Genomic DNA, 26,600 nt, shown 5'->3' with positions numbered 1-26,600 from the left:
CGAGAGTCAAGCGAGGCCGGAAGTGGGTCGGCAGGCAGCCGTGCCCCGGCTCACTCCCAGCGGCTGAGCGCCTGCCGGAGCGCGTCCCGGTTCGGCGGCGAGAGGTTGCCCACTTCGCCGTAGAGGGTCTTGCCCATCCAGCAGACATCCGGGTCGTCGGCGAACAGCATGCGCGGGAATTCCCGTTCGAACCGTTGCGCATCCTCGGGCGGCAAGCGGGACAGGAGTTCGCGCACCGCCGCGCCGAGCTCCGTATCGTCGGCCTTCTGGTAGGGCTGGTTGCCGATTTCCGCCCGGGCTGCCGCAATGGACAGCTCATGCATCTGCGCCACCTCCGGCTCGGACAGCTTGACCATGAGGGTGTGCAGCCCGGCTTCCGTCACCTTGCCCCGTCCGAGCGCGGCGCATTCCTGCACCGTGGCCACGGCAAGCAGGCGATTAATGAGCGCCACGCGCTTCTCGTGCCAGGAGGCATCGAGCCGTGGCATCCCGTGCGCGGTCAGCGTGAACATGCGTTGCCTCCGGTCCGCGGTGGAGAGGCTCTTGAGCTGCGGGCCGAGGAGCGGGTCGTCCAGAATTTTTTTCTCGTAGAGGTTTGCCAGTCGGTCCGCGGCGGGCCGTGTGCCCAGGATGGGGGCCAAGAGCGTATCTCTCAGTAAGGCTCCCGGCAGGATGGCGTAGGTGGCGGCTCCCTGCACGACGGCCAGGGCGGCGATGCTGAAAATGAGCAGCTTGGCCTTGCCGGACAGCGCTTCGATGAATTTGCCGGCGAGCAGCGCGGCCATGAGGCCGACGAGCCCGGCGGCGGCCCAATCCCAAGATTGCATACAGCACCTCTTCAACGGCGCGTGGTGCGCAGGAGAGCCAAACAAGAATCATTCAGGAAAGACTGGAACTTGAACGAACGGGCTTAGCCGGACAAATGGCTGCGGACTTCCTGCGCATAAGTTTTGAAAGGGTCCGGCATCGGAAAAGGTGGACGTCCGCGCACTTGAAAGATAGACCAGTTGATCACGTAGTCCGGGATAAACCGCTGACGGCCCTGTGTCTCGTCCTCCGGTTCGTCCGATTCCGGCACGCCATGGTCCAGCAGGTGCCGGACCAACTCCCCTCGTCCGAAGGCTCTGGTGTTCCGGGGCGGCTGCTTCTGGGCCAGGGCTACCGCCTGGTCGGTGGTCACGCGGGGGACCTTCCCTTCTTCCAGCAGGCCGAAGTAGAGCCCCTTGTCCGGATGAAGATTGTGATACTCCAAGTCCAGGCTTTTCAGCCAGGGATCGTTCCATTTCACCTTCTCTGCCTCCCGGAACGATTCCAGGAGCCAGAGCTTCGATGCCCAGTCCACGCGGCCGACCAGCTTGCGGTAGTCGCCGCGCAAGTCCGTGAGGACCGCTTCCCACTGGTCCAGCACCCAATCAGTTTCCTCGTCCTGTCCCCGGTACTGTTTTCTGGCTGCGTCGAGGAATTGCTCCTGGATGTCGATCGCCGAGATGGTTTTGCCCGAGCGTAGGGCCACCAGCCAGGTGAAGTCCTGATCCCGGGAAATCTCTTTCAGCGTCTCCACCGGGTCCTCGAAGTCGAAGCCGGTCGGCGCATGGCCCTCCTCGATCAGTTGCAGCACCAACCCGGTCGTCCCCAGCTTCAAGGCGGTCGCCGTTTCCGCCAGGTTGGAATCGCCCAATAAGAGGTGGATGCGGCGGAATTGGTTCGGGTCGGCCAGGGGCTCGTCGCGCGTGTTCACGATGGCTCGGTTCTGCTGGACCCACTCGAAGAAGTCATTGACGATATGGTCGGCTCGCTGGGAAATCTGGAAGGGCAGCGACGGCCGGTCCCCCGCGTTGCGCAGCCCGGGCCGGCGGATGAGCAGTTGTTCCACCGGAATCCAGCCGTCCGGCGTATCGGCGGAGCCGATCCGTCCGGCCCCGGTGAAAATCTGTCGCGTGATCAGGAACGGCACCAGGAGGCCGAGACCCCGGCGCGAAAAGGGAAACCGGCGGGTGACCAGGTAGTTTTCATGCGAGCCGAAGGTGGCATCCGTCTCGTGGTCGATGTTGTTCTTGATCAGCGAGACCTGGTCGCCGAGCCCCATTTCCTCGATCGCCTGCTGGATGAGCTGATCGCCGGCCCGGTCGGAGGCGACGAGATCGGTGAGAGACCCGCATTCCGGCGAGGCATATTCCAGGTGCCCCATGTCCAGATAGATGCGGCCGGCGTTGGTGAGGAAGCCCCCGTTGCCGGGCGGCTCGTCGTGTCCCCGGTGGTGCAGGTCCAGCACCCCGAGCTGCTGTCGGTGGAACAGGTGGTCGCGGATTTGATGGGCGACCCAGGAGGGAGAATGGTCGGGCCGGTCCCTGTTGATCAGGAGCCCGTACTCGGTTTCCAGGCCAAAGATTCTATTGAGCATGGAAGTGGCGTGATCTCAGGCAGATGCCTGCGCGGACTTCGGGACCAGAAAGGCCAACTCCTCTCTCGTGAGCGCTCGGTATTTCGACGAGCCGGGAGCCTGTCGTTCCAGGACGGCGCCTTCGAGGATCTTGTCGGCGAGCGTTTCCCGCAAGTGCGCCAGCAGCTGGGCGTCGTCCGGCTCCTGCGCGACGGGTATGGCGGATTCCTTCTCGTCCTTGTGATCGGCCTCCGACTCAGCCGCTTGCGCCAGAGACCCAACGGACCAGGTCTTGGCGGTTAGAGCCAACGCTGCGTCCAGCGACAGGGGCGGTGCGTGTCCCGCCTTCTTCAGATAAGCGACCATGCGAGTCTGGATGGCCTTGGTGGCGGCCAGCACGGCATAGCCGGAGGTCTCTTCGAACGTCCCGTCATAGTCGATGGTTAGGAACATGTCCTTGCCAGGTTTCAGGCTCAACTCTGCCAGGAGAATCTTGACGATGAAGGGCGCCTTGAAGATCTCCTCGAAGGCCTGCTTGATGATCGGCGCCAGCCCGAGTTTCATCATGCGTGCGCCGGTCACGTCGGACGGCGAGCGGTTGAAACCCTCCAGATGGGCCATTTCGAGCAGGCTGAAACGGAGCTTTTCCAGATCGGCCGGGTGGCCGATGCCGCCCAGCGCGATGCGGTCGTAGATTTCGTAGAGTTTGGGCGTGCCGCGGCTGACGGTCAGGAGCAGAATCCCGTCCGCATAGGAGAGGGCGACGACCGGGCTCCCCTGCTTGAGCTGCTCGTCGAGATACTGGCGGCGGTTGCCGACCGCCTCCACCCAGCGATAAGGCTCTTCATACATGGCGGATCACCTTGGATTCGAACAGCGGCTTCAACGTCCCGTCAGGAACCGTCCGGACGCCGCGCTCGGTGATGAGTTTCACGACCGGATAGAGGTTCGCCTCGTGGTTGACCCCGCCGGTGGCCGAGTCGAACTCGGCGGCGCAGGTGAGGAGCCGCAAGGCCTGGATCGTCGCCTCTTCCTCGGGCAGCGCCGCCAGGGGTTGCCCGCCCCAGGTGTTCACGTAGTGCAGGATGCCGCGGATCGTCGGCGAGCCGGAACCGGACACGGCATATTCCACCCCTTCGAACTCGGCGCCCAGAATGTCGTAGAAGAAAATCTTGGCCGAGCCCTGCTCGAAATCGTAGCCGGCGAAGATGGGCGCCACCGCGCCTGTGCCGGCCAGCGCCGCGGCTACATTTTCCTTCAGCAGTTTGGACACGGCCCGTAGCTTGCCCTCGAAACTCAATTCCTGGAGCTGGGTGCGGCGGTAGTATTTGAAGGAATGTTCCAGCACCCGCACCATCTCGTAGGCGGTGGCGGGGACGCCGGCGATCGCCATCACGCTGTGGCGGTCCAGTTCCAGAACTTTGTCGGTGCGGTCGTACATGACCATGTTGCCGGCTGTGGCCCGACGGTCGCCGGCCACCAGGACCCCGTCCCGGTATTTCATGGCCAGGATCGTCGTGCCGCGCGTGATCTCCACCCCCGTGCCGGCTGGGACCGAGGTGCCGATCTGATAGCCCTGCTCCTTCAGGAGCTGCAAGAAATCACCCTGCATACCCATCGCGCCTACTCCCCGGTTCTTTGGCGGTACCGCTCCGCCTGCTTCGGGTCCACCTTGCGCATCCGTTTCAGCAAATTGTCCTTGTCCGGCGAACCGGTCTCTGGCCGCTTCGGGCCACCGCCCTCTTCGCCCGGGCCGGTCGGTTTGGGCATCGGGTCGAACGGCCGCTCGCGCCGTTCCAGGTCTATACGTTCATTCATGGTTGCCGATCCTTTCTTTCCTTCCACTCCGTCAAGGCCTCCGACGGAGAGGCGGCCTTGGCCAGAATCCGTCCCAGCTCCTGCACTCGATCCGGCTCGAACAGGTCGCCCATGTCGAGGGTATGCGGCTTCAGCAGTCCCTTGAACCGCACCTGTTCCCATTGTACCGATTTAACTTGGTCCGGAAACCGCCGGACGCAGAGTCCCCTGATCCCGCCGCGGGTGTCCGCCGGCCCTTCGCGCAGAGCTTGCTCGATTTCCACCTCGGTTGCAAGCCGCCTCGTCTTGCCTTCGGCCTCCAGGCCGAGAAAGAGGCCCCGTGCCTGATTCACATTATGATATTCCAGGTCCAGGCTCGTCAGCCAGGGGTCGTCCCAGGCAACATGTTCGGCCTCCATGAACGCGTCCAGGAGCCAGAGCTTGGTGACCCAGTCCAGCAGGCCGACGAGCCGGCTCCGGTCGCTCTGTAGCAGCCGCAAGGTCTCGCCCCATTCGCGGATCACCCAGTCGGTTTCCTCGTCCGAGCCGGAAAGGTGTTGCTGCGCCGCTTGCTGATAGAGGCTTTGAATCTCCAGCCCGGAGATCGTGCCGCCGCCGTTTCGGCGCACCAGCGCTTTCAAGTCCGGGTCCTGCGAGAGGACCTTGATGGCGGCCACAGGCTCGTCGAGCTGTATTGCGGGGGCCTGGCCCAGTTCGATCAGGTCCAGGACAAGTCGAGTCGTTCCCACCTTCAAGGCGGTCGCATACTCGCACATGTTCGCGTCGCCGACGATCAGGTGGAGCCGCCGGAAGCGGGTCCGGTCCGCGTGGGGCTCGTCGCGCGTGTTCAAGATCGGCCGGTTGTGCATCGTGTCCACGCTCAACTCGGTTTCCATGAAGTCCGCCCGCTGCGACAGTTGATACCGTCCCGGCTGGAATCCGCTCTCCTGAGCCTCGATGCCCACCTTGCCGGCTCCGGCAATGATCTGGCGGCTGACCAGAAACGGCAGGAGGCCCTGGACAAGCGCTGGGAACGGGACGGATCGCAGGAGCAGGTAGTTGTCGTGGCAGCCGTAGCTGTGGCCGTGGAAGTCGGTGTTGTTCTTGTACAGTTGCACGTGCGGGCCGCCCAGGGCCCGGTTACGCCGGTCCGCCGCCCGCTGCACGATCCGCTCGCCGGCCCGGTCGTGGGCGATCAGGTCGCGCAGGGTCCGGCATTCGGGGGTGGAGTATTCGGGATGGGTATGATCGTTGTAGAACCGCGCGCCGTTCGGCAGGACCAGATCGCTCTTCATCTCATAGAAGGAAAAGGGCCGGTGGGCGTCCTGTTTGGCGAACTCGTCCTCTTCCTTGTCCTGCTGCAAGCCGGAGACGCGGAAGCCGCGGGCGTCTTCATGGGGGTCTTCCCCCTGGTAGTCCCAGGTCCGCTCGAAGGATGCAGTCAGGTAGGCCCGCACCAGGTCCATGGACTCCACGACCGGATCAACCTGGTCCAGATCTTCGCGCGTGATCCCGTACTCGGTTTCGAGGCCAAATAAACGCATGTCGTAAAGTGTGAAAGTCGAAAAGTCATAAAGTCAAAAGTCTGCGACTTGCCAACTTTCTGACTTTACGGACTTTCCAACGCTTAAATGATCTGGCCGATCAGCCGCTCTTCCGCCGGCCGGCCCTTGCGGAACGAGGAAATCCCCACCACTTGTTCCGGGTGGTGGTCTAGGAGCTTGAGCCACTCCTCCGCCGCGTCGTCCGGCGGGAGCATTTCCCCTTCACGAAACTCGGCGTCGATCGAAATCATCAGATCGTCTTTGGTCAATCCCGCTTCGCTCCCTGCCGCACCGATCACCCTTTCAATGGCCCGTTCCTTGGCCCGCTGGACGATGGACGCCAGGATGGCCCCGCTGACCAGATCGGCCCGGTAGAGCACCTTGTGCTGGCCGTTGCGGAGGCGGACGGAGAGGAGCCGGTTGGAATCGGTCTTGCCGAAGATCGCCTCCGTCGCCTGCGTCAGCAGAGCCTGGCAGGCAGCCTCCTGGCTGCCGCCGTGCGAAGCCAGCAGCGACCGGTCCAGCGGCAAGTCGGCCGTCAGGTAGACCTTCAGGATGTCCGCCGCTTCCTCGCGACCAGGGCGAGCCACCTTAATCTTGCGGTCGATCCGTCCCGGCCGTAGCACCGCCGGGTCGATCAGGTCCGGCCGGTTGGAGGCCAAGATGATCACCACGTCGCGTAGCGACTCGATGCCGTCCATTTCCGAACAGAACATCGGCACGAGCGTATTGTTGATATTGAACGATCGCATGGCCCGGCGGGTGCCCAGGATGGACTCGGCCTCATCGATGAAGATGAAGGGCAGCAAGCCGGCCTTGCGGCGCGCGCGGGCCTGGGCGAACAGATCGCGGACGATCCGTTCCGATTCGCCCAGCCACATGTTGAGGATCTCGGGGCCTTTGACGTGGAGAAAAGCCCCGCCTGTGACCTTGGGCCTGTCCGGTGAAGCCTGGGCTTCTTGGGAGTCCCCCACGAGTTTGGACAGGCTCGCCGCTGCCGCCTGGCCGATCAGCGTCTTGCCGCAGCCGGGAGGGCCATAGAGGAGGAAGCCCTTGGGCTGGGTGAACTTGAACTGCTCGAAGGTCTTGGCATGGAGCAGGGGATATTCGATGGCCTTACGGATGGCCTCGATCGCGGCCTTCTGCCCGCCGATCTGCTCCCAGGTGACGGTCGGCACTTCGTCCAGCAGATGGCGGTCTGCTTGCCGGTCCTCCAGCCGCTCGATGGCGATGCGGTGGCTCGGGTCGATCCGCACCTCGTCGCCGGCCTTGAGCTCCACCCCGACCAGGTCGCTCCCCCGTTGGAGGATCAAGGCCTGGCGACCCGGCTCCTGCTCGAAGCGGATGCGCCCGTCCGGCAAGGTATCCGAAACCTTCAGCACCGGACCATTGCGGTCGTAGCCGAGCGTCTTGATCAGGGCATAGGCCTCGTTCACCAGGATTTGCGTGCCGATCTTGAGCTCGGCCGGCGCCACGCGCGGGTCCACATTCGTGTAATACTCGGCCCCGCCCACGACGATGCGGGCCAAGCCGTCCGCCGGCAGCTCCAACAAGGTGCCGATCCGGTTGGCCGGCGCGGTCAGCTTGCCTACCACCTCGCTGAGTTTCTTGAATTCCGCTTCCCGTTGCTGGTGGGCCGCCCCTTCCTGCAGTATCAGATGACGGAGCTTGTAGAGGATCTTCTGCCGTGGATCGTCGTCCGGCAGGGAGGCTAAACAGTCGTCGATCAAGACCAGGGGATCGTTCGGCGAGGAGGAGCCCTGTCCCGTTACTTGTTCTTTTCCTCCGGCCTTCCTTTTATCTCGTTCATTCGGGTCTCGATGGTCGCTCATGGTTCCTCCGCCGGATCAACCAGCCGGCCGTGATGACATGTCGGTCATGCTACCACACTTTTCTTTGCAAGTTCCTTAAGGGCAACGATCCAAGTTTCACCGTCTGTTACACAGACTGGCCAGCCGCGAAACCTGACGCCCAGGCCCATTGGAAATTATACCCGCCCAGTTGGCCGGTCACGTCCACGACCTCCCCGATGAAATAGAGACCTGGGACTTGCTTGGCTTCCATGGTTCGGGAGGAGAGTGAGTCCGTATCCACCCCGCCCCTGGTGACCTCGGCTTTCTTGAACCCCTCGGTGCCGCTCGGCGTGACGGTCCACCGGTGAAGCCGTTGGGCGAAGGAGGCCAGGTCCTTGTCCGCCAGTTGCACCAGGGGTTTTGACGGCAGATACAGGGCGCAAAACTTTTCAGCTAGCCGTTTAGGTAGACGTGAGGCCAGCCATGTCTTCAACTCGGTTTTCTCGCCAAGGCGCTTGGCCTCCAGGAGCCAGGTGGTCAAATCGAAGTCCGGCGACAGGTCGATCGTGATCGGGTCGCCTTGGTTCCAATAGAGGGAGGCCTGGAGAATCGCCGGGCCGCTCAGGCCGCGGTGCGTGAACAGGATATTTTCCCGGAAGGATGCCTGCCGACAGGTGACGACCGTCTCGGCCGAGACGCCGGCCAGATCGCCGAACGAACGGAGGTCGGGTTCGCTCCAGGTGAGCCCGACCAAGGCCGGCGCCGGTTCGACGAGGGCCAGCCCGAACTGTCTGGCGAGTCCATAGCCGAAATCCGTGGCGCCCGTGTCAGGCACAGAAGGGCCGCCTGTGGCGACCACCAGCGACTCGCCCGAGAATGAGCCCCGAGAAGTCTCCACGAGAAACCGGTCGGGTTTCGTGACGGTCTGCACCAGGCAGTCGAGCTGGAACGTCACGCCGGCCTTCTCGCAGTCCTGGACCAGCATGGCGACGATATCTCGCGCGGAGCGGTCGCAAAACAACTGTCCCAGCTTCTTCTCGTGAAACGGAATGTCGTGGTCCTTCACCATCTGTATGAAATCGTCTGGGGTGAAGCGGGCCAGAGCCGACTTGCAGAAATGAGGATTGTGCGAAACGAAGTTGGCCGGGCTTGCATGGAGGTTGGTGAAGTTGCAGCGGCCGCCGCCTGAAATCAGGATCTTTTTGCCGATCTTCGGCGCATGGTCGAGCGCCAGCACCCGTCTGCCTCGTCTGGCCGCTTGTAGGGCGCACATGAGGCCGGCCCCGCCGGCCCCGATCACGATGACGTCATATTGGGACATGGGGGCCAGGATGGCTGAGGCTGGTTCGGAAAGCAACGGGGACAGGTCTCGCTGTTCCCTGGCGGAACTTTTTGTCGATTTTTCGCTGGAATGGGGCCCCGCTCAAGCTTCCCCTACCCTCCGACCGATAGGGTTAGCAGAAGCGGATGCGGAGTCAATGCGATGATCATGAACACTTTCAAGCGACCGCGACCCCTCACGCATGATGAGATGAAAGCGGCGGAGGCGGCCTTTCAAGGGCAACCGTTCAACGTGGACTGGTCGCAGTCGGCCCGTGCGATCTATGACGGGCTGTCGGCGGCGCTCCGGAAACGGCAGGACGATCAGCCGGTCTGTCCATTATTGGAGTATCGGCCGGCTCGGGATTGGGAGGGCAGCCTGGACGAATGCATGGTGTCGCAGGAGGGCGACTGATGGGGTAAGGCGGCGTCCAGAGATTGTGGGGACCGCAACGCGGCCAGGCCGCGCGCGCGGGTCGCCGGTCATGATGCCGGCATTGGCGCTGGCCTCGATCCTGGCGCTGGCCGCAATCTTGATTCAGGCGCCGCCAGCCCAGGCGTTCAGCGGGCAGCGGGAGCAACTCATCCCCATCCTCGGCGTGACGATGGAATCACAGCCCATCGGCACCGTTGCGAACCTCATCCTGGCTTTCGACGAACGGCTGGATCGGACCGGCCTGGCCGTCCACTTCAGAACCTCGCCCGGCCGTTTCTCACGCATGGCCCAGACCGCCGTCGAGCAGGCGATCCGGCGGGCGGCTCAGGCCGCCGGCCTCTCCACCGATTCCTGGAACGTTATCCTGTCCGTGCCCTATGCCGGCGTCACCATTTATGGCGATAGCTTATCCGCCATGGTGGCCCTGGCCGTGGTGGCTCTGGCCAAAGGCGAATTCATTCCCTCCGATCGGGTCATGACCGGCGCCGTGACGCCGGACGGGCACATTTCGCCGGTGGGCGCTGTGCCGTTGAAAGTCATCGCGGCCGGCTATGCGCACATGCACCGCGTGCTGGTGCCGGACGAGCTGGACATTGCCGATAGCGACTGGCTCACGCCCTTTCTCGTGCAAGTTTCCCCGGTCAGCTCGATCAGCCAGGCCTATGAGGCGCTGACCGACCATCCCTTGTTGCCGCAGGTCCCGCAGCCATCCCTGGACTGGTGAGGCGCTCTTGACTCGCCCAGGCCGAGAATGGGAGGCTTGGACCCTATGGCCATGCGCGTCACATTCTGGGGCGTCCGCGGCTCGCTCCCCTCGCCTACCGCGCCGCAAGCTCTGATTACGAGAACGCGCGACCTGCTCCACGCCTTCTTTTCCGCCGGGAACCGGGGTGCCGAGGATATCGACCGTTTCCTGGGCTCTCTGCCTCCCCAACAGATCGGCGGCTATGGAGGCAATACCCTCTGCCTCGACGTGCAGACCGAGACCCAGCAGGTTATCATCGACGCAGGCAGCGGGCTCCGCTTGTTGGGCTACGAACTGCTGAAGGGCCCCTGCGGCCAGGGCCAGGGCGAAGTCCACCTCCTGTTCACCCATTTCCACTGGGATCACCTGATCGGGCTGCCGTTCTTCACGCCTCTCTTCATCCCGGGCAACAAGATCCATCTCTACGCCGTCGAGCCGGACCTGCCCGAGGTGTTGCGCACGCTCTTCCGCAAGCCGAATTTTCCCGTGCCGCTCGAACGAATCGGAGGCACAGTGGTGTATCACCGGTTGCCGCCCCGTCAGCCGACGCAACTGGGCGATCTGACGGTCACGCCCTACCGGCTGGACCATCCGGACCCCTGTTGGGGCTACCGCTTCGCACATCGAGGCAAGGTCTTTTCTCACTGTGCGGATACCGAGTGTACGCGTATGAGCCGGGAGGACCTCGGTCCGGACCTGCCCTTGTACCAGGGGGCGGACCTGATGGTGTTCGACGCCCAGTACTCCATTATGGAGGTGGTCGAGAAGGTGGACTGGGGGCACGCGGCCGCGCTGATCGGGCTGGACCTGGCGATCAGCGAAGGGATCAAGAAGGTGCGCTTTATCCATCACGAGCCGGCCTCGTCGGATGACAAGATCGCCGAGGCCGAGGCGCGGACCCGCGAGTATTACGAACGGCAGAAGAAAACGGCGCGGGAAAAAAACCTTCCGTTCCACGAAGTCGACTGGTGCTTTGCCCGAGAAGGCACGTCGGTCGAGGTCTAGCGCTCCCCCTATTGAACATCGGCAGGAGAAGGCCGTATCCTAGAGGTCCGGAGGCCGACCGCACACGATCCATCATCCTTCTCATAAATGAAAGGAGTCCGACATGGCACTACGATTGGGCGATGAGGCGCCGAACTTTACGGCGGAGACGACAGCGGGGCCCATTAATTTTCATCAGTGGTTGGGCGACGGCTGGGGCATCCTGTTCTCGCACCCCAAGGATTTCACGCCGGTTTGCACGACCGAATTGGGCTACATGGCCAAGCTGTCGGGCGAATTCAAGAAGCGGAACGTGAAGGTTCTGGCGATCAGCGTGGACCCGCTGGAGTCCCACAAGGGCTGGATCGGGGATATCAACGAGACGCAGGGGTGCCAGGTGAGCTATCCGCTGATCGCGGACCCGGAGAAGAAAGTGGCGATGCTCTACGACATGATCCATCCGAACGCGATGGACAACATGACCGTGCGGTCGGTGTTCGTCATCGGGCCGGACAAGAAGGTCAAGCTCATGCTCACCTATCCGGCCTCCTGCGGGCGGAACTTCGACGAGCTGCTGCGGGTGGTGGATTCGCTGCAGCTCACCGCCAAGTTCAAGGTGGCGACGCCGGTGAATTGGAAGGACGGCCAGGACTGCATCATTACCCCGGCCGTATCCGACGCGGAAGCCAAGACCCTGTTCCCCAAGGGCTTCAAAGCGGTGAAGCCGTATCTGCGCATCACGCCGCAGCCGAACAAGTAACGGGTGTTGAAACAGCCTGCCGGCGGCGTTCTCGCGTCGCTCGATGCCTCAACGTACGAGAAAGGTACGCCTCGGCATCTCGCTCGCTGCGGCCTTGCCGGATAGGCTGTTTGAACACCCTTTCTGCCGTGCGTACCGAGGGGGCCGCTGGAGAATTTCCAGCGGCCCTTTTTTATCCCTAGACGAGCAACAACCCGATGGCTCGCGCTTGCCGCCAGGCGGCGGAGCGAAGCAGCGCGTCGAAAGCGCGGGGCCCGCCCAACGGATAGGCGGCGCGCACGTCTTTGAGCGAGGGGTAGCCCTCGCCCTGCTTGTTACGGGCAGGCGTGGCCTCGCGGATCAACCCGACTAACCAAGCGGCCTTCTCTGCCTCCAGTCGAAGCTCCGCATCGTCCGTCCTGCCGGGGAGAATCACGCGTCGGCTCGTTCCTCGTAACGTTTCCACCGCCGGGGTCCCGCCGGTCCAGACGATCCGTCGTTCCGCCGTCGGATCATCTTCTCGTGCTCTTCCGGCCAGGGCCAGGCTGGCCCAGTTGCGACGGACCTTCGGCTTCTCGACCGACTTATCGAACCAGCTTTGCACGTTGGCCGTGAGGCCCTTGCCTTCAATAAAGTTCAACGTGGCCCTCCGCAGCCCGGCCCCCAGCCAGTCCGGCGCAGAGCCATGGGGGTCCCGATGGGTCAGGTCGTTTTCGGCAAAACCGTCGAAGCGCGGGCCGGTGACCCGGATGCCGTGGGCTGCAGGGGCCAAGCCGATCGGACTGTGCGCCGTGGCCGTGAACTTGTGCCAGAAGGCCGACTGGATCAATCCCTGAGCGAACAATTGCCGGACCCGCTCCAGACTCTCCACCGTTTCCTGAACTGTCTCGCCCGGCAGACCGTACATGAGGTAGGCATGGACCAGGATGCCGGCCTCGTGAAAGGCCACGGCGACCCTTGCGGTCTGATCCACGGTGATGCCCTTTTTCATCTCGGCCAGCAGTCGGTCCGAGGCCGCTTCCAGCCCGGCGCTCACGGCGATGCAGCCGGAGGCGGCGAGCAGTCGGCAGAGGTCCGGCGTGAAGGCTTCTTCGAAGCGGATGTTGCCCCACCAACTGATCGTTTGGCCCCGTTCGAGCAGTGTTAGCGCCAGTCCTTTCAAGCCGGCCGGCGGGGCCGCCTCGTCCACGAAGTGGAACCCACGCTTCCCGGTCTCGGCGATCAGGGCCTCGATCCGGTCCGCCAGGATGGCGCTGGGCGCCGCCTCGTAGCGGCCGATGTAGTCCAGCCCCACATCGCAGAAGGTACATTGCTTCCAATAGCAGCCGTGCGCGACCGTGAGCTTGTTCCAATGCCCGTCCGACCAGAGCCGGTGCATCGGGTTCAGCGTGTCCAGGATGGAAATGTATCGGTCCAGCGGCAGCCCATCGTAGGTCGGCGTGCCGACTGCTTCCATGGTCACGTCCGGTTCTTCTGCTCCGTCCTGCCAGACGACCTTGTCGCCGGATCGAAGAAACGTCCGGCGCAACAAACCTTGCTCGCGGGCACCCGACAGATATTCAAGCAGGCAAAGCAAGGGACGTTCGCCGTCATCCAGGGTGACGGCGTCCACATAGTCGAAGCAGCGGGGATCGGCCAGGCGCCGCAGTTCCGTGTTCGCATAGCCGCCCCCTAGGACGATGGTAATCTCGGGCCGGCCGGCTTTCAGCGCCTGTGCAATCCGGAAGGCTCCATAGAGGTTGCCGGGAAAGGGCACGGTGAGTCCGACGATGGTTGGATGGACCTCGTCAACATGCCGCCACAGAGAATCCAGCATGAGCTGATCCGTCAGGCTGGGCGGCTTGGCCAGCGCCCGCGCGATTTGCTCGAACGAGGAAGCCGAGGTCCCGACCTGCTCGGCATAACGGCTCAAGGCAAACTGGGGCGCCACGGTCGCCTGGACGAGGTCGGCCAGATCCTCCAAGTACATTGTCGCCCATCGTTTGGCCTGGTCCATGGAGTGAGCCGAGGAGCCCAAGTCGGCTCCGCCGGCGGCTGCGAATCTGGGGCCTTGCGGCAGGAACCGGCCTTGGCAGATCAACGGAGCCAGGGTCGGATTGCGGCCCTGCAGAAATTCGACGAGCGCGTCGATCGTATTTAGGTAAGCATCCCGCAGCGCCAGCATCTGACGGGCTTCTCCCGGCAGCTTGCCCTGTGCGCGGCTGATGCGGTCGAACACCAGCGTCAGCCCGGCCCGGGAGAAAAGGGCCAGGACCATTTCAATCCCGACGTCGGCTTGCGCGACTCGATAGCCGCGCGACCGGAGGAAGCCGGTCAGGTACGCGGTGGACGGATAGGGGGTGTTGAGTTGCGTCAGCGGCGGGATGATGAGGAGCAGTGAGGGAGAATGCATCGGTGCCTGCTATTTTGGCGCAGCCTGTTGGGTAGAGCGGGCGACCTCGTCCATGAACAGCCGGCAGGCCTTGACCAGTCCGGCCCGATGCTGCTGGATGCTGCTGCCCACAATGAAGAGCAAGTCCTGCCCGTAGAACTCGCACATCTCGAGCACCCGCTCGAAGCCCATGCGGCCTGCGGCCGTGGGGAAGATCGGCTTCAGATGGCCCCAGGATTCGCCGCAAGCCTTGGCAATGGCCCGGCAGTCGTCCCGCGTGACCGGAAACCCCGCATGGTAGATCGGGTACAAGCTGGCATCGGCGCCCGCCAGCCGGGGGAGCTGGCCGAAGAGGACCGTCGGGGCTATTCCACTGTCGGCCTGTGTGACAAAACTTCCGAGCAGGGCCGGGTGACTCAGGATCGGGAGCGCGATGGCGTCATCCAGCGCGAGGTCGCGCAGGGCATCGAACCCGGCCAACCCCGGGCAGACCAGCAGGCCCCCGGCGCCGGCGCGCTTCGCGTACAAGGCTTGCTGTTTCATCGTCTCCCAGCGGCCGGTCACGTGTGCCAGATAGAGGCAGTGCCGGCCGGTTTCCTGATTGGCTTTGGCCACGGCCTCGGCGCAACGCGCCACTCGCTCTTCGAATGGGCAAAAGGGTTGGTCGGCGAGGCCCTGGTCGTCTTTAATGATGTCGAGTCCGCCCAGAGCAAACTGATAGGCCAGGTCGGCCAATGCCGTCGGGGACAAGCCGAGCAGTTTGAGCACGCCGCAGACCAACGGACGGACGGGGGTGCCGACGAGGTCGCGCAACCCGTTCCGGCCGAAGCGCGGCCCGGGCCAGTCTTTCGCCTGCACCGCCGCCTCGGGGATCTCCAGCCGTTCCACGCGGATGCCGGGCCTGAGGCTGCTGATGCCGAACAGGACGTTGAGCAGTTGGGCGCAGTCCTGGCCGAGCAGCTCGATCGGATAGCTGATGGCGGCGAGCGATGAGCCGGCCGCGCTGGTGAACCGTTCCACCCGCCCCAGAATCTGTTCGCGGATCATGCCCGCCGGAATGATCTTGTCGGGCGCCTCGACCGTCTGATCGTTGCAGACCGAGGCCGCTTTCGTGCGCGCTTCCGCCTCCGTCCCGCTCAGACGGTATTCAACGGTGAAACGCTGTCCGGAGAACTGGAATGAAGCGGCGTCCGCCATCGTTCGATCCCTGTCGGGTGAGCGTCGCGTGGAAAAATCGGGATCAGCCTACCTGGGCCAGTGGCAAAAGACCAGCCTCTTGTATGCGGCGTCGGATTCTTTTACTCTCTCTCAAACGATCGCCGGCGGTCACAGGGGCGGACGATGAGACAGCGGATCGGTGCGGCATGAGACAGTGCAAGGTCTCCTTCGCGGGCCTGACAATCGGAGTGGCGTTGGCGCTCGGCGCCCTGGTCTTGTGTCCCGGACCCAGTCCTGCGGAATACCATCCGAGCGGAGCTGCGTCTCCCAATGGCGCACCGGGTCCGGGTCAGGAGATTACGGGACGGGATGGAGCCGCCATGATCCTGGTGCCGGCCGGTTCCTTTTGGATGGGGAGTACGAGGGCCGAGGTGGATCTGGTGATCCAGGACTGCCGCACGAACCAGGAACTGGATGAGGCGACCTGCGTGGGTTGGTATGAAGACGAAATGCCCCGGCACAAGGTCTCGCTCGACGCCTTTTATCTGGATGTGCATGAAGTGACCAATCGTCTGTTTGCCCAGTTCACCGCCGCCACCGGCTACCTGACCACCGCCGAGCGGGAGGGCTGGGCCAAGGCCTGGGTGCAGGGCCGGGGGCTGGTGGCGGTGAAGGGCGCCAGTTGGCGGCAGCCGGAGGGGGGCGACACGCCGATCCTGCCCCATCGTGATCAGCACCCGGTCGTGTCCGTGTCCTGGGAAGACGCCAATGCCTATTGCTTTTGGGCGGGGAAGCGGTTGCCGACCGAATCGGAGTGGGAATATGCGGCGAGGGCCGGCACCCACACCCTCTTCTGGTGGGGCGATGAAGAGCCCCGCGAACGGAAGGTGGGGAACATCGCCGACGAATCGGCGCGGCAGCTGATCGGTGGGATCGTCCATGGGTACACGGACGGCTTCCCACGGACCTCGCCGATCGGTTCCTTCGAACCTAATCCCTGGGGCCTGCACGGCATGATCGGGAACGTGGCCGAGTGGACCCACGACTGGTACGGAGGGAGTTACAAGAAAGAGCAGGAGCACAATCCCCAAGGGCCGGCTACCGGCCAGTACAAAGTGATCCGCGGCGGTTCCTGGGCCAACGGGGCGCTGCGCGCCCGTTCCGCCAACCGCGACTGGGACACGCCCATCTACCGCCACGACACGGTGGGCTTGCGCTGCGCGATGAGCCTGCCGAAGTAGGCAGGCACGCTTTGCGCAGAACAAAAGGTTGCCATGCATATCGGATTTTTGGGGGCTGGGCTGTTGGGACGGCCGATGGCGGAGCGGCTACAGGCTGCGGGTCATCAGGTCACGATCTATAACCGCACACAGGAGAAGATTGCGGATCTGCCGAAGGTCGGGATCGCCGTGGCGGCGCAGCCAGAGGCGGCGATTCGCGCCGGAGCCTGTGTGATCCTGATGCTGGCGGATGCGGGCGCTATCCGCCGTATGTTGCTGTCACCGGCAGGGAAGGCAGAGCTCAAGGGCCGGACCGTGATTCAGATGGGCACGATCGGGCCGCAGGAAAGCCGGGCGATCCAACAGGAAGTACAGGCGGCCGGCGGAGAGTATCTGGAAGCGCCGGTCTTGGGCAGCATTGCCGAGGCAAAGACACAGAGACTGCTGGTCATGGTGGGCGGCACGGAAGCGCAGTTCACCCGCTGGGCCGGGCTGCTCAAGAGCTTCGGCCCCGAGCTGCGGTTGATCGGTCCGGTGGGCAAGGCCGCCGCGCTCAAGCTGGCGCTCAACCAGCTCATCGCGGCGGAAATCGCAGCCTTCTCGTTGAGCGTGGGATTAGTGCAGCGGGAGGGCATTCCCGTCGAAATGTTCATGGGCATCCTGCGCCAGAGCGCCCTCTTCGCCCCGGCTTTCGAGAAAAAGCTGCCGCGCCTGCTGGCGCGTAACTATGCCGATCCCAACTTCTCCACGAAGAATTTATTGAAAGATCTGAACCTCTTTCTCGACGAGGCCAAGGGCCTCGGACTCAATCCCGACTGCGCATCCGGGGTGCGCCAGCTCTTGCAGCAAGCCGTCGCCCAGGGCCTGGCCGACGTGGACTATTCGGCGGTCCATAGCCTGGTGAACCCATCCGACACGAACAAGGGATAAGCGATGGAGCGTTGCGCCTGGGCCGCCGATGCCGGCGAACTGATGATCCGCTACCATGATGAGGAATGGGGTCAGCCGGTGCACGACGACCGGTTGCTGTTCGAATTCTTGATCTTGGAGGGGGCCCAGGCCGGCCTCAGCTGGGCCACGATTTTAAAAAAACGCGAGGGCTATCGCGCCGCCTTCGATCGCTTCGATGCCTTCATCATCGCTCGCTACGGCCAGCGTAAAGTCCGGCAACTGCTCGGCAACGCAGGCATCGTGCGCAATCGGCTCAAGATCGCGGCGGCCATCCAGAACGCCAAGGCCTTCCTGGCCGTGCAGCAAGAATTCGGGAGCTTCGATGCCTACCTCTGGCGGTTTGTCGGGGGCAAGCCAAAAGTTCACCGCCGGCCAATACGCAAGCCGACGCCGGACAAGACCCCTGAGTCGGATGCGTTGAGCAAGGACCTGGCCAAACGCGGGTTCAAGTTCGTCGGCTCGACGATCTGCTACGCCTTCATGCAGGCCGTCGGCATGGTCAACGACCATCGGATCAATTGTTTTCGCTACCGGCAGCTCCGCTAAACAGTTTCTCGCCTACCGGGGTTTCTTCGCAACGAAGGTCGGAAAGATGCCCTGTAAGTCCGGGCGGGTCCGCACCTCCCGGAATCCCGCCGCGTCCAACTGTTTTCGCACCAGTTGTGCCGGCTTCACCCGCGGCTCCCAGAGCGCGCCGATCAGCACAGTCAAGATGATTGCTTGCAGGTGCCAATGGTCCCGGTTGATCTGGTCCCACCGGTATTCCTCGGCAGGCACGATGTGGCTGGTGATAAAGGTTCCCCCCGGCTTCAGGGCCTCATGCACGTGACGGTAGAAGGTCCGACATTGGTCGTCGTTGAGGTAGATGTTCAACCCGTTGCTGGTAACGACGTCGAACTTCTCGCGAATGCCGGTCTCGGTCAGGTTGGGCTTAAGAATGTCGCAGGCGAGAAACTCTACGGCGCACCGCGCAGGCCGCATCGTTTGCATCTCGGTGGCAAGGGTCTGAGCTCCCTGCAGCGCTTCCGGGTCTTTGTCGAGGCCGACGAGCCGAACCTCCTGCCCGAGGTGAGCATAATCCAGGCTGAGCAGGTCCCGCATCCGCCCGCAGGGCAGGCTGGCCAGGACGGTTCCGTCCGTGACCAACGGCTGTGTTTGTTGCTGAAAGATGCGGAAGCGCTCCCGCGTTGCGAGGAACAGAGGGCAGGTGAAGAAGGCCAACCGATCGAACAGGCCCAGGCTGTGGTCACGCTCCTGTTGGCGGAGCGTTGCCTGATAGGCCGGATCGAACAGGAGGTCGGTGGCGCGCCAGTTCAACCCCCGCGCGCAGAGCAGGAAGCGGCCGAGTTCGCTGCGGGCCGCATCTTCCGCCAGCGATAGCAGAAACGCCTTCTCATCGGAAAACCGCAATGCCCACTGGGCCCCAGGCTCTGCCGCCGCCACGCGCATCAGCCGATCCAGACTGCACCCCAGCTTCTGTTCCAACACGGGGAGATTGAGTTTGTCCAGCCGGCTTTCCACCGCCGCGAGGGCCTGGTCCACGGACTGCGCGGTGGAAAAGTGCGATTGGAAGTTACTCGTAGGCATGGGCGTTTGATTCGTATCAACGATCCGATCAGGATGAAGGAAATAGAGTACGTGAGCGATGAACGTCGGTCAATTTATCCAGCGAGATTCTCGGTACATTTAATGATTTCCGGTAAACAGTCAGGATCATCTCTCATGCATCGCTTGTCTTAGTCCGAACGGTTATCTACTCATAACTTCATGAAAAAATTGCAATAATTATGTATTGACATCTTTTTCATATATGGTGTACTTTTATGCACCATGGCTCTGCAACTAACCAATCGCCAGGAACTGATCCTGAATTTCGTCGAACAGTACACCGCCGCCCACCATTACCCGCCCACGCTACGTGAGATTGCCGATCACCACGGACTGTCGAGTCTCAACGGCGTGAAGAAGCACCTCAGCGCGCTGGCAAAAAAGGGACGTCTGGTCCGCAAGGCGGGGGCGCGCCGGGCGCTCCACCTCACCCGTGATGCTTCGCAGGTAGACGGGGTGTCGGTGCCGATCCTTGGACGCATCGCGGCCGGGCCGCCGCTGCTTGCGGAGGAGCAAGTGCTCGACCGGGTGGTGCTGGATCGATCGCTTGTCCGTTGGGACAGGCCCTTCCTCTTGAGGGTGAAGGGGGACAGCATGGTCGGCGCGGGGATTCTGGATGGGGACCACGTGTTGGTGAAAGCCCAGGATCAGGCAGAACCGGGCGAGTTGGTTGTGGCGTTGCTGGATGACGAGGCTACGGTCAAACGGCTGGCCAGAACTGCCGACGGGTATGAATTGCAGCCGGAGAATCCCAAGTATGCGCCGATTCCGCTGACGCCCGATGGCCCGGTGGTCCGCATTTTGGGCAAGGTGCAAGGGGTGCTCCGTCTCCCCTCTCTGGTTTAATCGATATTGTATGGAGGTGCGATCATGATGAGCCGGACTTTTTGCCCTCAGATCCTTCCACTGCGGCTGCCATCGGTGAGTGCAACGATCGAGTCTTCCGTTCCCTCGCCCGTTCCGGTAGACCGGCTTGTCCACCAGGGGCCTTGGCGGCTCACCCAGAGCGATGGACTGGTGGTGCTTCACGGCCATCCGGCCGTGCTGCAACTGGGGCTCTGCGCCGTCGTGGACCGAAGCCTCGCGGGCGAGTCGCTGTTCTATCTGGACGGGGCCAATGCCTTCGATCCATTTCTGATCGGCCGACTGGCCCGCGCCGCCGGTTCACTGCCGCGCAGGATTTTGCCCTCCATCCAGGTGTCGCGGGCTTTTACCTGCCACCAGATGGTCCAGCTGGTCACGGAACGGCTGGGCCCGGCCCTCCGCGCCGCCCGCGGCAGTGCGGTCGTTCTCTCCGGACCGCTGGAGACGTTCTACGACGAGACGGTGCCTGCGGCGGAGGCGGTCCGGCTGGCACAGGTGCTGTTCGCCTCGCTCCGGCTCCTGGCCGGCCAGGGCTGCCGCGTCCTCTGCCTCTGCCCGCCGCCCTCGCTCCCGCGGCGGGGGCATCTGCTGGAAGCCTTGCAGCGGAAGGCGGATCGCGTGATCGAAGCGGTAGAGGGCCACGAAGGCCTGCTGTTGCGCGAGCGGCGCGCGGGCGTCCTGTCCACCTGGCACATTCCCCACGAGGCTTGGCCCGGTGCGTGAGCCTGGCTGGTGAACGAAGCTTCGGTTGCAGTGGCGACGGCCCGTCGCTAGTATGTCGGTATGTCGCGCTCTTTCTTGACCGGTGCCTTGCAGCTCTTGCCCGGCGTCGGCGTCACGTTACTCCTCACCGCCTGCGCCACTCCCTACAAGCCGACGCTGAAGATGGAGGCGACGTTCGATACGATTCCCGCCAAGGTGCTGGTGCGGCCACTGGTCGATGCTTCGCCGCCTGACGACAAGCAAAATTCCAGCGAGGCCAGTTTGTCCCAGACCGCCCCTGGCTCGATGGAAGGGGACCTCAGCGTCTTGGTCACCAAAGCGATCGTGGCGGACTTCAGCGCGACCGGCGTCTTTCAGACGCTCCATCGGAACCAACAAAGCCCAGATCTGATCTTGAGCGGAACGATCCATCAGTTCTATGGGGAGGTGTCCACCCCCTCCTGGCTCCATGTCCCCTGGATGAGTTGGGCGGCCCATGCCTATTGGGTGCCGTTCCAGCAATGGGCGGGCGAGGTGGATCTCGAGTTGGTGCTCTCGACAGCGGACGGCAGGATGCTGGGGACCTATCGTGGGCAGGCGGACTATAGCCAGATCGAGGGCCGCGATCATCATTACTGGTCCATGCCCCTCTACCCGGCTCATGCCAGATTGAACCGGGCCTTCACCGAAGCGGTGGAGCAGATCCGGGACCAGATATTCGGTGATCGGGACAAGCTCCTGGCCGTTCTCCACCGGTAACTCCGTTTGCTCGCGCCACGCTCCAGCCGGTTCCTTCACGGATAGCTCACTCATTGCCTCTCCAGTGATCGCTGAGATCGACTCAGCAATGGGCGAATTCGCACGCAACGCTCAGTGCTGGATCCTGCGAATGGGGCGTACGCGCCCCCCATTTCAAGACATGCCGATCGCGTATCAGAGGCGTTCTTCCAGCTCTTCAACAGCAACGGGCACGGCACAATTTCAAACGCAGGCATGGATCGAATTTTGCAGCGAAGCGGGCGGCTTCGTTCGGGCCGCTCACTCAAGAGAGGAGTCAAGAAAGCGCTGCATGAATATATCCTGGAATCAGTTCGATGCCGACGAGTTTTCCTTCCACCGGGATCCGGTCCTGGTCATTGAAGATTTCTGGACGGATGCGGAACGCCAAGTCCTGTTGCAGGCGGGGACGCGCGCAGCCTGGAGAGCGTTGTCCGAGATGCCGCACGTTCGGGCGACGTTTCCTGACTGCGGCAACTGGGGCAAGGCGGAGATGGCTCGACCGGAAGCAGAACGGTTACTGGAGCGGCTGTCGCTGCCGTGCATCGAGCGCTACATCGAGTCGTTCCCGAGTATCCGGCGGCGACACATGAGCTTCAGCTATTATTCCTATGCGGCGGGCGATTGTCTGCTGACACATGACGATACGGTGCAAACCGCCGGACCGGCGAATGCACGGCATGGCGTGGCACCGTTACGGCGCCTTGCCCTCGTCACCTACCTGCATGATGAATGGCAGCCGGACTGGGGGGGCGAATTGATCATCTATGCGAACGGCTCCGGCGGTGGCATGAATAGACGCCGACTCTCCATCACCCATTGCATTGCGCCGCTGCCCGGCTCGTTGGTCCTTTTTACCGTCCCCCGGTTCCATCGTGTGTGCCGTGTGGACCCCGTGGGTGGGGAGTATAAGCGACTCTCCGTCGCCGGGTGGTTGATGACCGAGCACGGAGCCTAAGGTGGGTACGAATCGGTTGACGGCTCCCTGTCCGCCGCCGCCGGCAGGGCGTCCTGCAGGGCTGGCCGCGTTGACGGTCGGTCTGGCTAGGACTGGATCAGCACTTCACGGGCGGGGCGCTGCTGGTGCCGAAGACTCCCCGCAAGGCGTTCCACCGATTCACTTCTTGCGGGGTCAATCCGCCCCCGCTCTGTTTCAAGCTGAGGGCCACCCACTCGCGATAATTGTCGCATAGCTCGGAGGCAGCGGCTGACGGTTCTTTGCCCACCGGCTGTGGAGAGGGCGCCGCGACGGAGGGTTGGGGCCGGCTGGGCCGTGATTCGACCGGCGCCGCAGGAGAGGCGGGGAAGTCTTCCTTGGTGCTGAAGCCATGCTGCTGGGATTCCGTGAATGGTTTGCAGCCCGGTTCAGGATGGTCCGCATAGACTCCGCCCGGACAGACGTACAGGCTTGCGGCCAGGACGATCAGACTCAGCATGGACACCTCCCACGGTTTTTACCCGAGCGGAGTACAGCCACAAAACTTCCATGCTCCCCCTTCATTCCGCAAGAGTCTACCCCCTCTTGCATCTACTGCAAGGTCAACAGAGCCAGGTTGTTGTCGGCCAGTGCGAATCTCGGGTCCAGGCGCAGGGCGGTCTGATAGGCCTCCCTGGCCTCGGTCTGGCGTCCGGCGAGGAAGTAGGCATAGCCCAGGTTATTCCAGGCGCGGGGCTTGTTTGGAGAGAGGCTCACCGTCTGTTCCCAGAGCGCGATCTCCGTCCGATAGTCGGCGTTCCGTTCGATCGTCATCCAACCGAGGAGGAGCGGCAGGAGCAGCGCGGCAGCCGTCAGCCCAACGCGACGGATGAAGTAGCTGCCATATCCTTCCCCAACCGAAGCGAGTCCTCGGGCGAGCAGTTTCACCAAGGCCACCACCCCGCCCAGGAAGAGCCCCCAACCAGCGAGATACAGTTGCCGGTCGTTGGCGACATCGAGCCGGGGCAGGACCGAATTGGTCGGGAGCAACTGCAGCATGAACCACAAGATGCCGAAGGCTAGCCATGGCCGCCGGGGGAGATTCACAAGCCCCAACGCCGCAAGCAGGGCCAGTCCAATCGCTTCGGCCGTCAGGCCGGAAGTCCAGCTCGTGATGACGGGCAAGTCCGGATCGATGTTGAGCTGGTTCGGCCAGAGGACCTGGGATAGGAGATAGGCGATGCCGTGAATCTGCGTGAGCAGGTTGTCGCCTAGGCTCCGAGCCCCAAGGCTGACGCCCAGCAGCCATTCGTATCGAGGATGCAGCAGCAGGAGGCCGAGCGCCGCGATCAACAGCAGCCAGTGAGCCGCCTGCCGCCGGAGGATGGTTCCCCAGGAGGCCCGGTCCGTCCTGACGGTCAGTTCCCATAGGAGTAGCGCCGCCGGAAGAGTCACGGCGGTTTCCTTGACGGCCAGCGCGCAGAGGAAGAAGAACGGCGACAGGGAGGCCATCCGCCAGGACTGTTGCCCCTCGCATCCTCGGACGTAGGTCAACAGACTGGCCAGGTAGAAGAGCGTCATGAGCGAGGCCGATCGGCCGCTGACATAGGTGACGGCCTCCGTCTGGACCGGGTGCAATGCAAAGAGGAGCGAAGTCAGGAGAGAGGCGCCGGCGACCAGGTCGGCGCGCACAGCCTCCGTGTTCGCGAGGATTCTGCGGGACAGGGTATAGACCAGCAGCACGTTGCCCGCATGCACGAGCAGGTTGACGAGATGAAAGCCGAACAGCCCGGCGCCCGATGTCCAATTGAGCGTGTAGCTGGCTTTCAACAGGGGGCGGATGCTCTGGGACAGGTCGTGCCACCAGGAGGCCCAGCTCTGGACAGCTTGGGCCTCCACGATGACGTTGTAGTCGTCGAACTGGAAGGCGCCGGCAAAGGCGTTGAGGTAGGCAAGGCCCACGGCGCCGAGCAGGATGAACGGGTGGGCCTTGTTGCCGCGCAGTCGTTCGCCGATCATGGCGCGGGGGTTCCGGCCCGGGAGACCTGGGTGGAACCGAAGGCATGGTCCAACATGGACACGGCGGTCCACCAACGGTCCGGCGCGTTGAGCAGGACGAGCAGCACGCGGCGGCCGTCCCGGTTCACCGCCGCCGCGATGCATTTTCCCGCCTTGGCAGTGAATCCGCTCTTGACGCCGACGGCGCCGGGATAGCGGCCGATCAATTCGTTCTTGTTGTCCAGCTGGAACCGGCGCGCTCCGTCCGTCGTCGCGATCGTCGTGCGCACGACGCCGGCCAGGGAAGCGAAGGCCGGATCGTCCATCGCCGCTTGCGCCAGCGTTGCCAGCTCGCGGGCCGTTGAGACGTGTCCCGGCTGGTCGTGCCCACAGGCGTTAGTGAAATGCGTATGCCGCAATCCCAGCGTTGCCGCGCGCCGGTTCATCAGGCTGATGAACTGTGCCTCGCTGCCGGCGACGTGGTCGGCCAGGGCGTGGCAGGCGTCGTTGGCCGACATCAGGAGCGTGGCGGCCAGCAGGTCGCCGGCCTTCAACTGATCGCCGGGCTTGAGGCCGATGCGAGAGCCGGTTTCCCCTGCCGCCGCGGCGCCGACGGTCGCCGTCTCCTCGAGCTTATGGCTCTCCACGGCGAGCAACGCAGTCATGATCTTGGTCAGGCTGGCCGGCGGCAGGGGGATGTCCGCATGTCTTGCCCACTGTGGCTCTCCCTGGACGAGGAGCAGGTATGCGGCTGCCGCTTGCGGAAAGGGATCGGTCGGGGCCGCCCATGCCGGCGTCAGGCAAAGCCCCGTCGCGAGCAGGGCTCCGCTCAGCCAGGGCCAGAGCTGTTGTCTTACCGGATGCATGGTAAGGGCGAGCACGGTTTCGTGATCCCCCGGTCATTCACGGCGTCGCGCCGACCACGGCAAAGCTGCCGCTCCAAGCCCCGTAGGCCTGGCTCGTGACGCCGTTGCGGACGCTGCCGGTATAGCTGGACAGGCCGGGCCGGATCTCGATCGTGACCGTGCCGCCGGCCGCCGCGGTGAGGGCTCCCGCATGGACCGCCGCCAGGCAGATCGAGGAATCATCGGTGTAAAGATCGGCGCCCCAGAGACGTCCCGCTGTGGGTCCGCCGGGAGGACAGGTCAGCATTTCGCGCCGCCCGTTCTGGCCGCGCCATTGGTTCGCCTGGGTCGTCCAGGTCGCCGGGGTCGCTGCGGAGGACGGAGGGGGCGGCGGGCTTCCCGTCGCGGGAGTGGCTCCGGCCAAGGCAAAGCTGCCGTGCCAGGCCCCGTAGCCCTCGCTCAAGACTTCGTTGCGGCCAGTCCCCATGTAGCTGCTCTGGCCCGGTCGAATCTCGATCGTGACCGTGCCGCCGGCGATGGAGGTGATCCGGCCAGCGTGGACTGCGGCCGCGCAGATGGACGAATCGTCGGTGTAGATATCCGTGCCCCAGACGCGGGCCGGCGTGCCGTTGGGCGGGCAGACGTAAGTGAATTGCTGTCCGTTCCTACCGCGCAGTTCTTTGGGCGTATCCGCCCAGGTGATCGCGGCGGTGGAACCGGTTCTGGGTTGGGCTGTGTATGAGCGTCCGGTCGGCGCCGCGGCTCCCAGCTGCACGGTTTTCTTGATCTTCGTCCCGGTCCCCAGAGTCACTTCTACGAGAAACCAGTTGCCAGACTTGAACCAGCCGGAGTCGTTGCCGTAGAGGTCGAGCGTGACCGGCCCCGTGAAGGTGCCCAGCGTCGGCACGTGACTCGGGTTCATCTGCCGGCCGTTCTGAAAGACGCCCAGCATCCAGTGATTGGTGGTGGCGCTGTGCCAGACCTGGCCGCCGACCGGATTGCCGCCTGCGTCGGTGCTGTACACAGCAATGGATGTGACCTCGGCGCCGGTGCCGGCGTTGAGCGACAGTTGGAAATGGCCGTCCTTGCGGCCGTCCGGCCTCCCGTTCCCCCACTCGCCGACGAAGTCCGCGTCTTGCCCGATCCAGTTGAAGATGAGCATCTGCGGCGCGGCCGCGCCGCCGGACCTGGGCTGCGCGGTATAGGAGCGGCCGGTTTGCGCCGGCGCCGGCCCGGCTGCGCCGGAGATGAACCAGCTTCCGATCAGGACAAGACAAGTGAAGCGGGTGAGCGTCATGGCAGTCTCCCGGGTGACGGGGGATGGGGCTACGTATGCGCGGCAGCATAGTCCCGGCCGGTAGGCCTGTCAATTGAGATCCCGGAGGGGCCGTTCCGCCGACGCGAATCTCATGGTCTTGGGCCGGGCCTTGCGCGATAATCCCTCGTCCGGGA

At 63.7% G+C, this 26,600-nt stretch carries 25 protein-coding genes; 10 read left to right on the top strand and 15 right to left on the bottom strand.

Annotation, left to right across the window (positions count from 1 at the left end):
* Positions 1–50: 50 nt before the first annotated feature.
* The 8 genes from EPO61_04715 to EPO61_04680 all read right to left on the bottom strand — a co-directional run bounded on the left by EPO61_04715 (position 51) and on the right by EPO61_04680 (position 8,835).
* Positions 51–827 (bottom strand): hypothetical protein, encoded by a 777-nt coding sequence (locus tag EPO61_04715; GenBank protein ID TAJ10019.1) that lies wholly within the window; start codon positions 825–827, stop codon positions 51–53.
* An 83-nt stretch (positions 828–910) separates the two neighbouring features.
* Entirely contained in the window at positions 911–2,401 is a 1,491-nt protein-coding gene (locus tag EPO61_04710; protein ID TAJ10018.1) for a hypothetical protein, read from the bottom strand.
* 15 nt (positions 2,402–2,416) lie between these two features.
* Positions 2,417–3,232 carry a hypothetical protein gene (locus tag EPO61_04705; GenBank protein TAJ10017.1) on the bottom strand — a complete coding sequence of 272 codons (816 nt, stop codon included), beginning with the start codon at positions 3,230–3,232 and terminating at the stop codon, positions 2,417–2,419.
* Complete coding sequence (locus EPO61_04700) at positions 3,225–3,998, bottom strand: proteasome subunit alpha (GenBank protein TAJ10016.1); 774 nt, start codon at positions 3,996–3,998, stop codon at positions 3,225–3,227. The genes EPO61_04705 and EPO61_04700 overlap by 8 nt, the downstream gene beginning before the upstream one ends.
* A gap of 5 nt (positions 3,999–4,003) precedes the next feature.
* Entirely contained in the window at positions 4,004–4,198 is a 195-nt protein-coding gene (locus EPO61_04695) for a ubiquitin-like protein UBact (protein ID TAJ10015.1), read from the bottom strand.
* Positions 4,195–5,721, bottom strand: coding sequence for a peptidase (locus EPO61_04690; GenBank protein ID TAJ10014.1), 1,527 nt, complete (start codon positions 5,719–5,721; stop codon positions 4,195–4,197). The genes EPO61_04695 and EPO61_04690 overlap by 4 nt, the downstream gene beginning before the upstream one ends.
* 83 nt (positions 5,722–5,804) lie before the next feature.
* Entirely contained in the window at positions 5,805–7,553 is a 1,749-nt protein-coding gene (locus tag EPO61_04685; protein TAJ10013.1) for an AAA family ATPase, read from the bottom strand.
* 106 nt (positions 7,554–7,659) lie between these two features.
* The gene (locus EPO61_04680; protein TAJ10012.1) at positions 7,660–8,835 is read right to left on the bottom strand and encodes an NAD(P)/FAD-dependent oxidoreductase; all 1,176 of its coding nucleotides are present in this window, start codon (positions 8,833–8,835) and stop codon (positions 7,660–7,662) included.
* 283 nt (positions 8,836–9,118) lie between these two features.
* Here EPO61_04680 and EPO61_04675 point away from each other — a divergent pair, with 283 nt between their 5' ends.
* The 3 genes from EPO61_04675 to EPO61_04665 all read left to right on the top strand — a co-directional run bounded on the left by EPO61_04675 (position 9,119) and on the right by EPO61_04665 (position 11,759).
* On the top strand, positions 9,119–9,994 hold the full coding sequence (locus tag EPO61_04675) for a hypothetical protein (GenBank protein ID TAJ10011.1): 876 nt from the start codon (positions 9,119–9,121) through the stop codon (positions 9,992–9,994).
* 51 nt (positions 9,995–10,045) lie between these two features.
* Complete coding sequence (locus tag EPO61_04670; protein ID TAJ10098.1) at positions 10,046–11,020, top strand: MBL fold metallo-hydrolase; 975 nt, start codon at positions 10,046–10,048, stop codon at positions 11,018–11,020.
* A gap of 103 nt (positions 11,021–11,123) precedes the next feature.
* The gene (locus EPO61_04665; protein TAJ10010.1) at positions 11,124–11,759 is read left to right on the top strand and encodes a peroxiredoxin; all 636 of its coding nucleotides are present in this window, start codon (positions 11,124–11,126) and stop codon (positions 11,757–11,759) included.
* A gap of 178 nt (positions 11,760–11,937) precedes the next feature.
* Here the strand turns inward: EPO61_04665 and EPO61_04660 are convergent, their stop codons facing one another.
* Both EPO61_04660 and EPO61_04655 read right to left on the bottom strand, forming a co-directional pair.
* Positions 11,938–14,130 (bottom strand): B12-binding domain-containing radical SAM protein, encoded by a 2,193-nt coding sequence (locus EPO61_04660; protein ID TAJ10009.1) that lies wholly within the window; start codon positions 14,128–14,130, stop codon positions 11,938–11,940.
* A 9-nt stretch (positions 14,131–14,139) separates the two neighbouring features.
* Positions 14,140–15,306: a ribulose 1,5-bisphosphate carboxylase large subunit gene (locus EPO61_04655; GenBank protein ID TAJ10008.1), complete on the bottom strand. Its 1,167-nt coding sequence runs from the start codon at positions 15,304–15,306 to the stop codon at positions 14,140–14,142.
* On the opposite strand from EPO61_04655, the gene EPO61_04650 reads away from it, so the two are divergent.
* Genes EPO61_04650 through EPO61_04640 form a run of 3 tightly spaced genes read left to right on the top strand, consistent with a single transcriptional unit; the run spans position 15,288 to position 17,984 of the window.
* A complete protein-coding gene (locus EPO61_04650; GenBank protein TAJ10007.1) occupies positions 15,288–16,508 on the top strand; it encodes a formylglycine-generating enzyme family protein in 1,221 nt (406 codons plus the stop codon). The two genes, EPO61_04655 and EPO61_04650, sit on opposite strands and share 19 nt — an antisense overlap.
* A 33-nt stretch (positions 16,509–16,541) precedes the next feature.
* Complete coding sequence (locus tag EPO61_04645) at positions 16,542–17,417, top strand: NAD(P)-dependent oxidoreductase (GenBank protein TAJ10006.1); 876 nt, start codon at positions 16,542–16,544, stop codon at positions 17,415–17,417.
* Positions 17,418–17,420: 3 nt separating this feature from the next.
* Complete coding sequence (locus tag EPO61_04640) at positions 17,421–17,984, top strand: DNA-3-methyladenine glycosylase I (GenBank protein TAJ10005.1); 564 nt, start codon at positions 17,421–17,423, stop codon at positions 17,982–17,984.
* A 12-nt stretch (positions 17,985–17,996) separates the two neighbouring features.
* On the opposite strand, the gene EPO61_04635 is transcribed toward EPO61_04640, so the two are convergent.
* The gene (locus EPO61_04635; protein TAJ10004.1) at positions 17,997–19,025 is read right to left on the bottom strand and encodes a class I SAM-dependent methyltransferase; all 1,029 of its coding nucleotides are present in this window, start codon (positions 19,023–19,025) and stop codon (positions 17,997–17,999) included.
* Positions 19,026–19,268: 243 nt separating this feature from the next.
* On the opposite strand from EPO61_04635, the gene lexA reads away from it, so the two are divergent.
* From lexA to EPO61_04615, 4 genes are all read left to right on the top strand, one after another.
* Complete coding sequence (gene lexA, locus EPO61_04630) at positions 19,269–19,892, top strand: transcriptional repressor LexA (GenBank protein TAJ10003.1); 624 nt, start codon at positions 19,269–19,271, stop codon at positions 19,890–19,892.
* A 75-nt stretch (positions 19,893–19,967) separates the two neighbouring features.
* Positions 19,968–20,633, top strand: a complete 666-nt coding sequence (locus EPO61_04625) for a hypothetical protein (GenBank protein TAJ10002.1) — start codon at positions 19,968–19,970, stop codon at positions 20,631–20,633.
* Positions 20,634–20,693: 60 nt separating this feature from the next.
* Positions 20,694–21,371 carry a hypothetical protein gene (locus tag EPO61_04620; protein TAJ10001.1) on the top strand — a complete coding sequence of 226 codons (678 nt, stop codon included), beginning with the start codon at positions 20,694–20,696 and terminating at the stop codon, positions 21,369–21,371.
* 64 nt (positions 21,372–21,435) lie between these two features.
* Complete coding sequence (locus EPO61_04615; GenBank protein TAJ10000.1) at positions 21,436–22,347, top strand: hypothetical protein; 912 nt, start codon at positions 21,436–21,438, stop codon at positions 22,345–22,347.
* A gap of 97 nt (positions 22,348–22,444) precedes the next feature.
* Here the strand turns inward: EPO61_04615 and EPO61_04610 are convergent, their stop codons facing one another.
* The 4 genes from EPO61_04610 to EPO61_04595 all read right to left on the bottom strand — a co-directional run bounded on the left by EPO61_04610 (position 22,445) and on the right by EPO61_04595 (position 26,445).
* Entirely contained in the window at positions 22,445–22,825 is a 381-nt protein-coding gene (locus tag EPO61_04610) for a hypothetical protein (protein TAJ09999.1), read from the bottom strand.
* Positions 22,826–22,917: 92 nt separating this feature from the next.
* A complete protein-coding gene (locus EPO61_04605) occupies positions 22,918–24,468 on the bottom strand; it encodes a tetratricopeptide repeat protein (protein ID TAJ09998.1) in 1,551 nt (516 codons plus the stop codon).
* Positions 24,321–25,169: a D-alanyl-D-alanine carboxypeptidase gene (locus tag EPO61_04600; protein ID TAJ09997.1), complete on the bottom strand. Its 849-nt coding sequence runs from the start codon at positions 25,167–25,169 to the stop codon at positions 24,321–24,323. The genes EPO61_04605 and EPO61_04600 overlap by 148 nt, the downstream gene beginning before the upstream one ends.
* A gap of 37 nt (positions 25,170–25,206) precedes the next feature.
* On the bottom strand, positions 25,207–26,445 hold the full coding sequence (locus tag EPO61_04595) for a hypothetical protein (GenBank protein ID TAJ09996.1): 1,239 nt from the start codon (positions 26,443–26,445) through the stop codon (positions 25,207–25,209).
* Between the last annotated feature and the right edge of the window lie 155 nt (positions 26,446–26,600).

This window comes from Nitrospirota bacterium, from assembly GCA_004296885.1.
Classification (GTDB): domain Bacteria; phylum Nitrospirota; class Nitrospiria; order Nitrospirales; family Nitrospiraceae; genus SYGV01.
The sequence above is the reverse complement of the archived record's forward strand: the minus strand, read 5'-3'. Positions and strand labels throughout refer to the sequence as shown.

Excerpts from the sequence above, each read along its gene's own strand:
- EPO61_04715 (TAJ10019.1), bottom strand. The coding sequence starts at position 827 with ATGCAATCTTGGGATTGGGCCGCCGCCGGGCTCGTCGGCCTCATGGCC.
- EPO61_04710 (TAJ10018.1), bottom strand. The coding sequence starts at position 2,401 with ATGCTCAATAGAATCTTTGGCCTGGAAACCGAGTACGGGCTCCTGATC.
- EPO61_04705 (TAJ10017.1), bottom strand. The coding sequence starts at position 3,232 with ATGTATGAAGAGCCTTATCGCTGGGTGGAGGCGGTCGGCAACCGCCGC.
- EPO61_04700 (TAJ10016.1), bottom strand. The coding sequence starts at position 3,998 with ATGGGTATGCAGGGTGATTTCTTGCAGCTCCTGAAGGAGCAGGGCTAT.
- EPO61_04695 (TAJ10015.1), bottom strand. The coding sequence starts at position 4,198 with ATGAATGAACGTATAGACCTGGAACGGCGCGAGCGGCCGTTCGACCCG.
- EPO61_04690 (TAJ10014.1), bottom strand. The coding sequence starts at position 5,721 with ATGCGTTTATTTGGCCTCGAAACCGAGTACGGGATCACGCGCGAAGAT.
- EPO61_04685 (TAJ10013.1), bottom strand. The coding sequence starts at position 7,553 with ATGAGCGACCATCGAGACCCGAATGAACGAGATAAAAGGAAGGCCGGA.
- EPO61_04680 (TAJ10012.1), bottom strand. The coding sequence starts at position 8,835 with ATGTCCCAATATGACGTCATCGTGATCGGGGCCGGCGGGGCCGGCCTC.
- EPO61_04675 (TAJ10011.1), top strand. The coding sequence starts at position 9,119 with ATGACGGGCTGTCGGCGGCGCTCCGGAAACGGCAGGACGATCAGCCGG.
- EPO61_04670 (TAJ10098.1), top strand. The coding sequence starts at position 10,046 with ATGCGCGTCACATTCTGGGGCGTCCGCGGCTCGCTCCCCTCGCCTACC.
- EPO61_04665 (TAJ10010.1), top strand. The coding sequence starts at position 11,124 with ATGGCACTACGATTGGGCGATGAGGCGCCGAACTTTACGGCGGAGACG.
- EPO61_04660 (TAJ10009.1), bottom strand. The coding sequence starts at position 14,130 with ATGCATTCTCCCTCACTGCTCCTCATCATCCCGCCGCTGACGCAACTC.
- EPO61_04650 (TAJ10007.1), top strand. The coding sequence starts at position 15,288 with ATGAAGCGGCGTCCGCCATCGTTCGATCCCTGTCGGGTGAGCGTCGCG.
- EPO61_04655 (TAJ10008.1), bottom strand. The coding sequence starts at position 15,306 with ATGGCGGACGCCGCTTCATTCCAGTTCTCCGGACAGCGTTTCACCGTT.
- EPO61_04645 (TAJ10006.1), top strand. The coding sequence starts at position 16,542 with ATGCATATCGGATTTTTGGGGGCTGGGCTGTTGGGACGGCCGATGGCG.
- EPO61_04640 (TAJ10005.1), top strand. The coding sequence starts at position 17,421 with ATGGAGCGTTGCGCCTGGGCCGCCGATGCCGGCGAACTGATGATCCGC.
- EPO61_04635 (TAJ10004.1), bottom strand. The coding sequence starts at position 19,025 with ATGCCTACGAGTAACTTCCAATCGCACTTTTCCACCGCGCAGTCCGTG.
- lexA (TAJ10003.1), top strand. The coding sequence starts at position 19,269 with ATGGCTCTGCAACTAACCAATCGCCAGGAACTGATCCTGAATTTCGTC.
- EPO61_04620 (TAJ10001.1), top strand. The coding sequence starts at position 20,694 with ATGTCGCGCTCTTTCTTGACCGGTGCCTTGCAGCTCTTGCCCGGCGTC.
- EPO61_04610 (TAJ09999.1), bottom strand. The coding sequence starts at position 22,825 with ATGCTGAGTCTGATCGTCCTGGCCGCAAGCCTGTACGTCTGTCCGGGC.
- EPO61_04605 (TAJ09998.1), bottom strand. The coding sequence starts at position 24,468 with ATGCATCGCGGCGGCGGTGAACCGGGACGGCCGCCGCGTGCTGCTCGT.
- EPO61_04600 (TAJ09997.1), bottom strand. The coding sequence starts at position 25,169 with ATGCATCCGGTAAGACAACAGCTCTGGCCCTGGCTGAGCGGAGCCCTG.
- EPO61_04595 (TAJ09996.1), bottom strand. The coding sequence starts at position 26,445 with ATGACGCTCACCCGCTTCACTTGTCTTGTCCTGATCGGAAGCTGGTTC.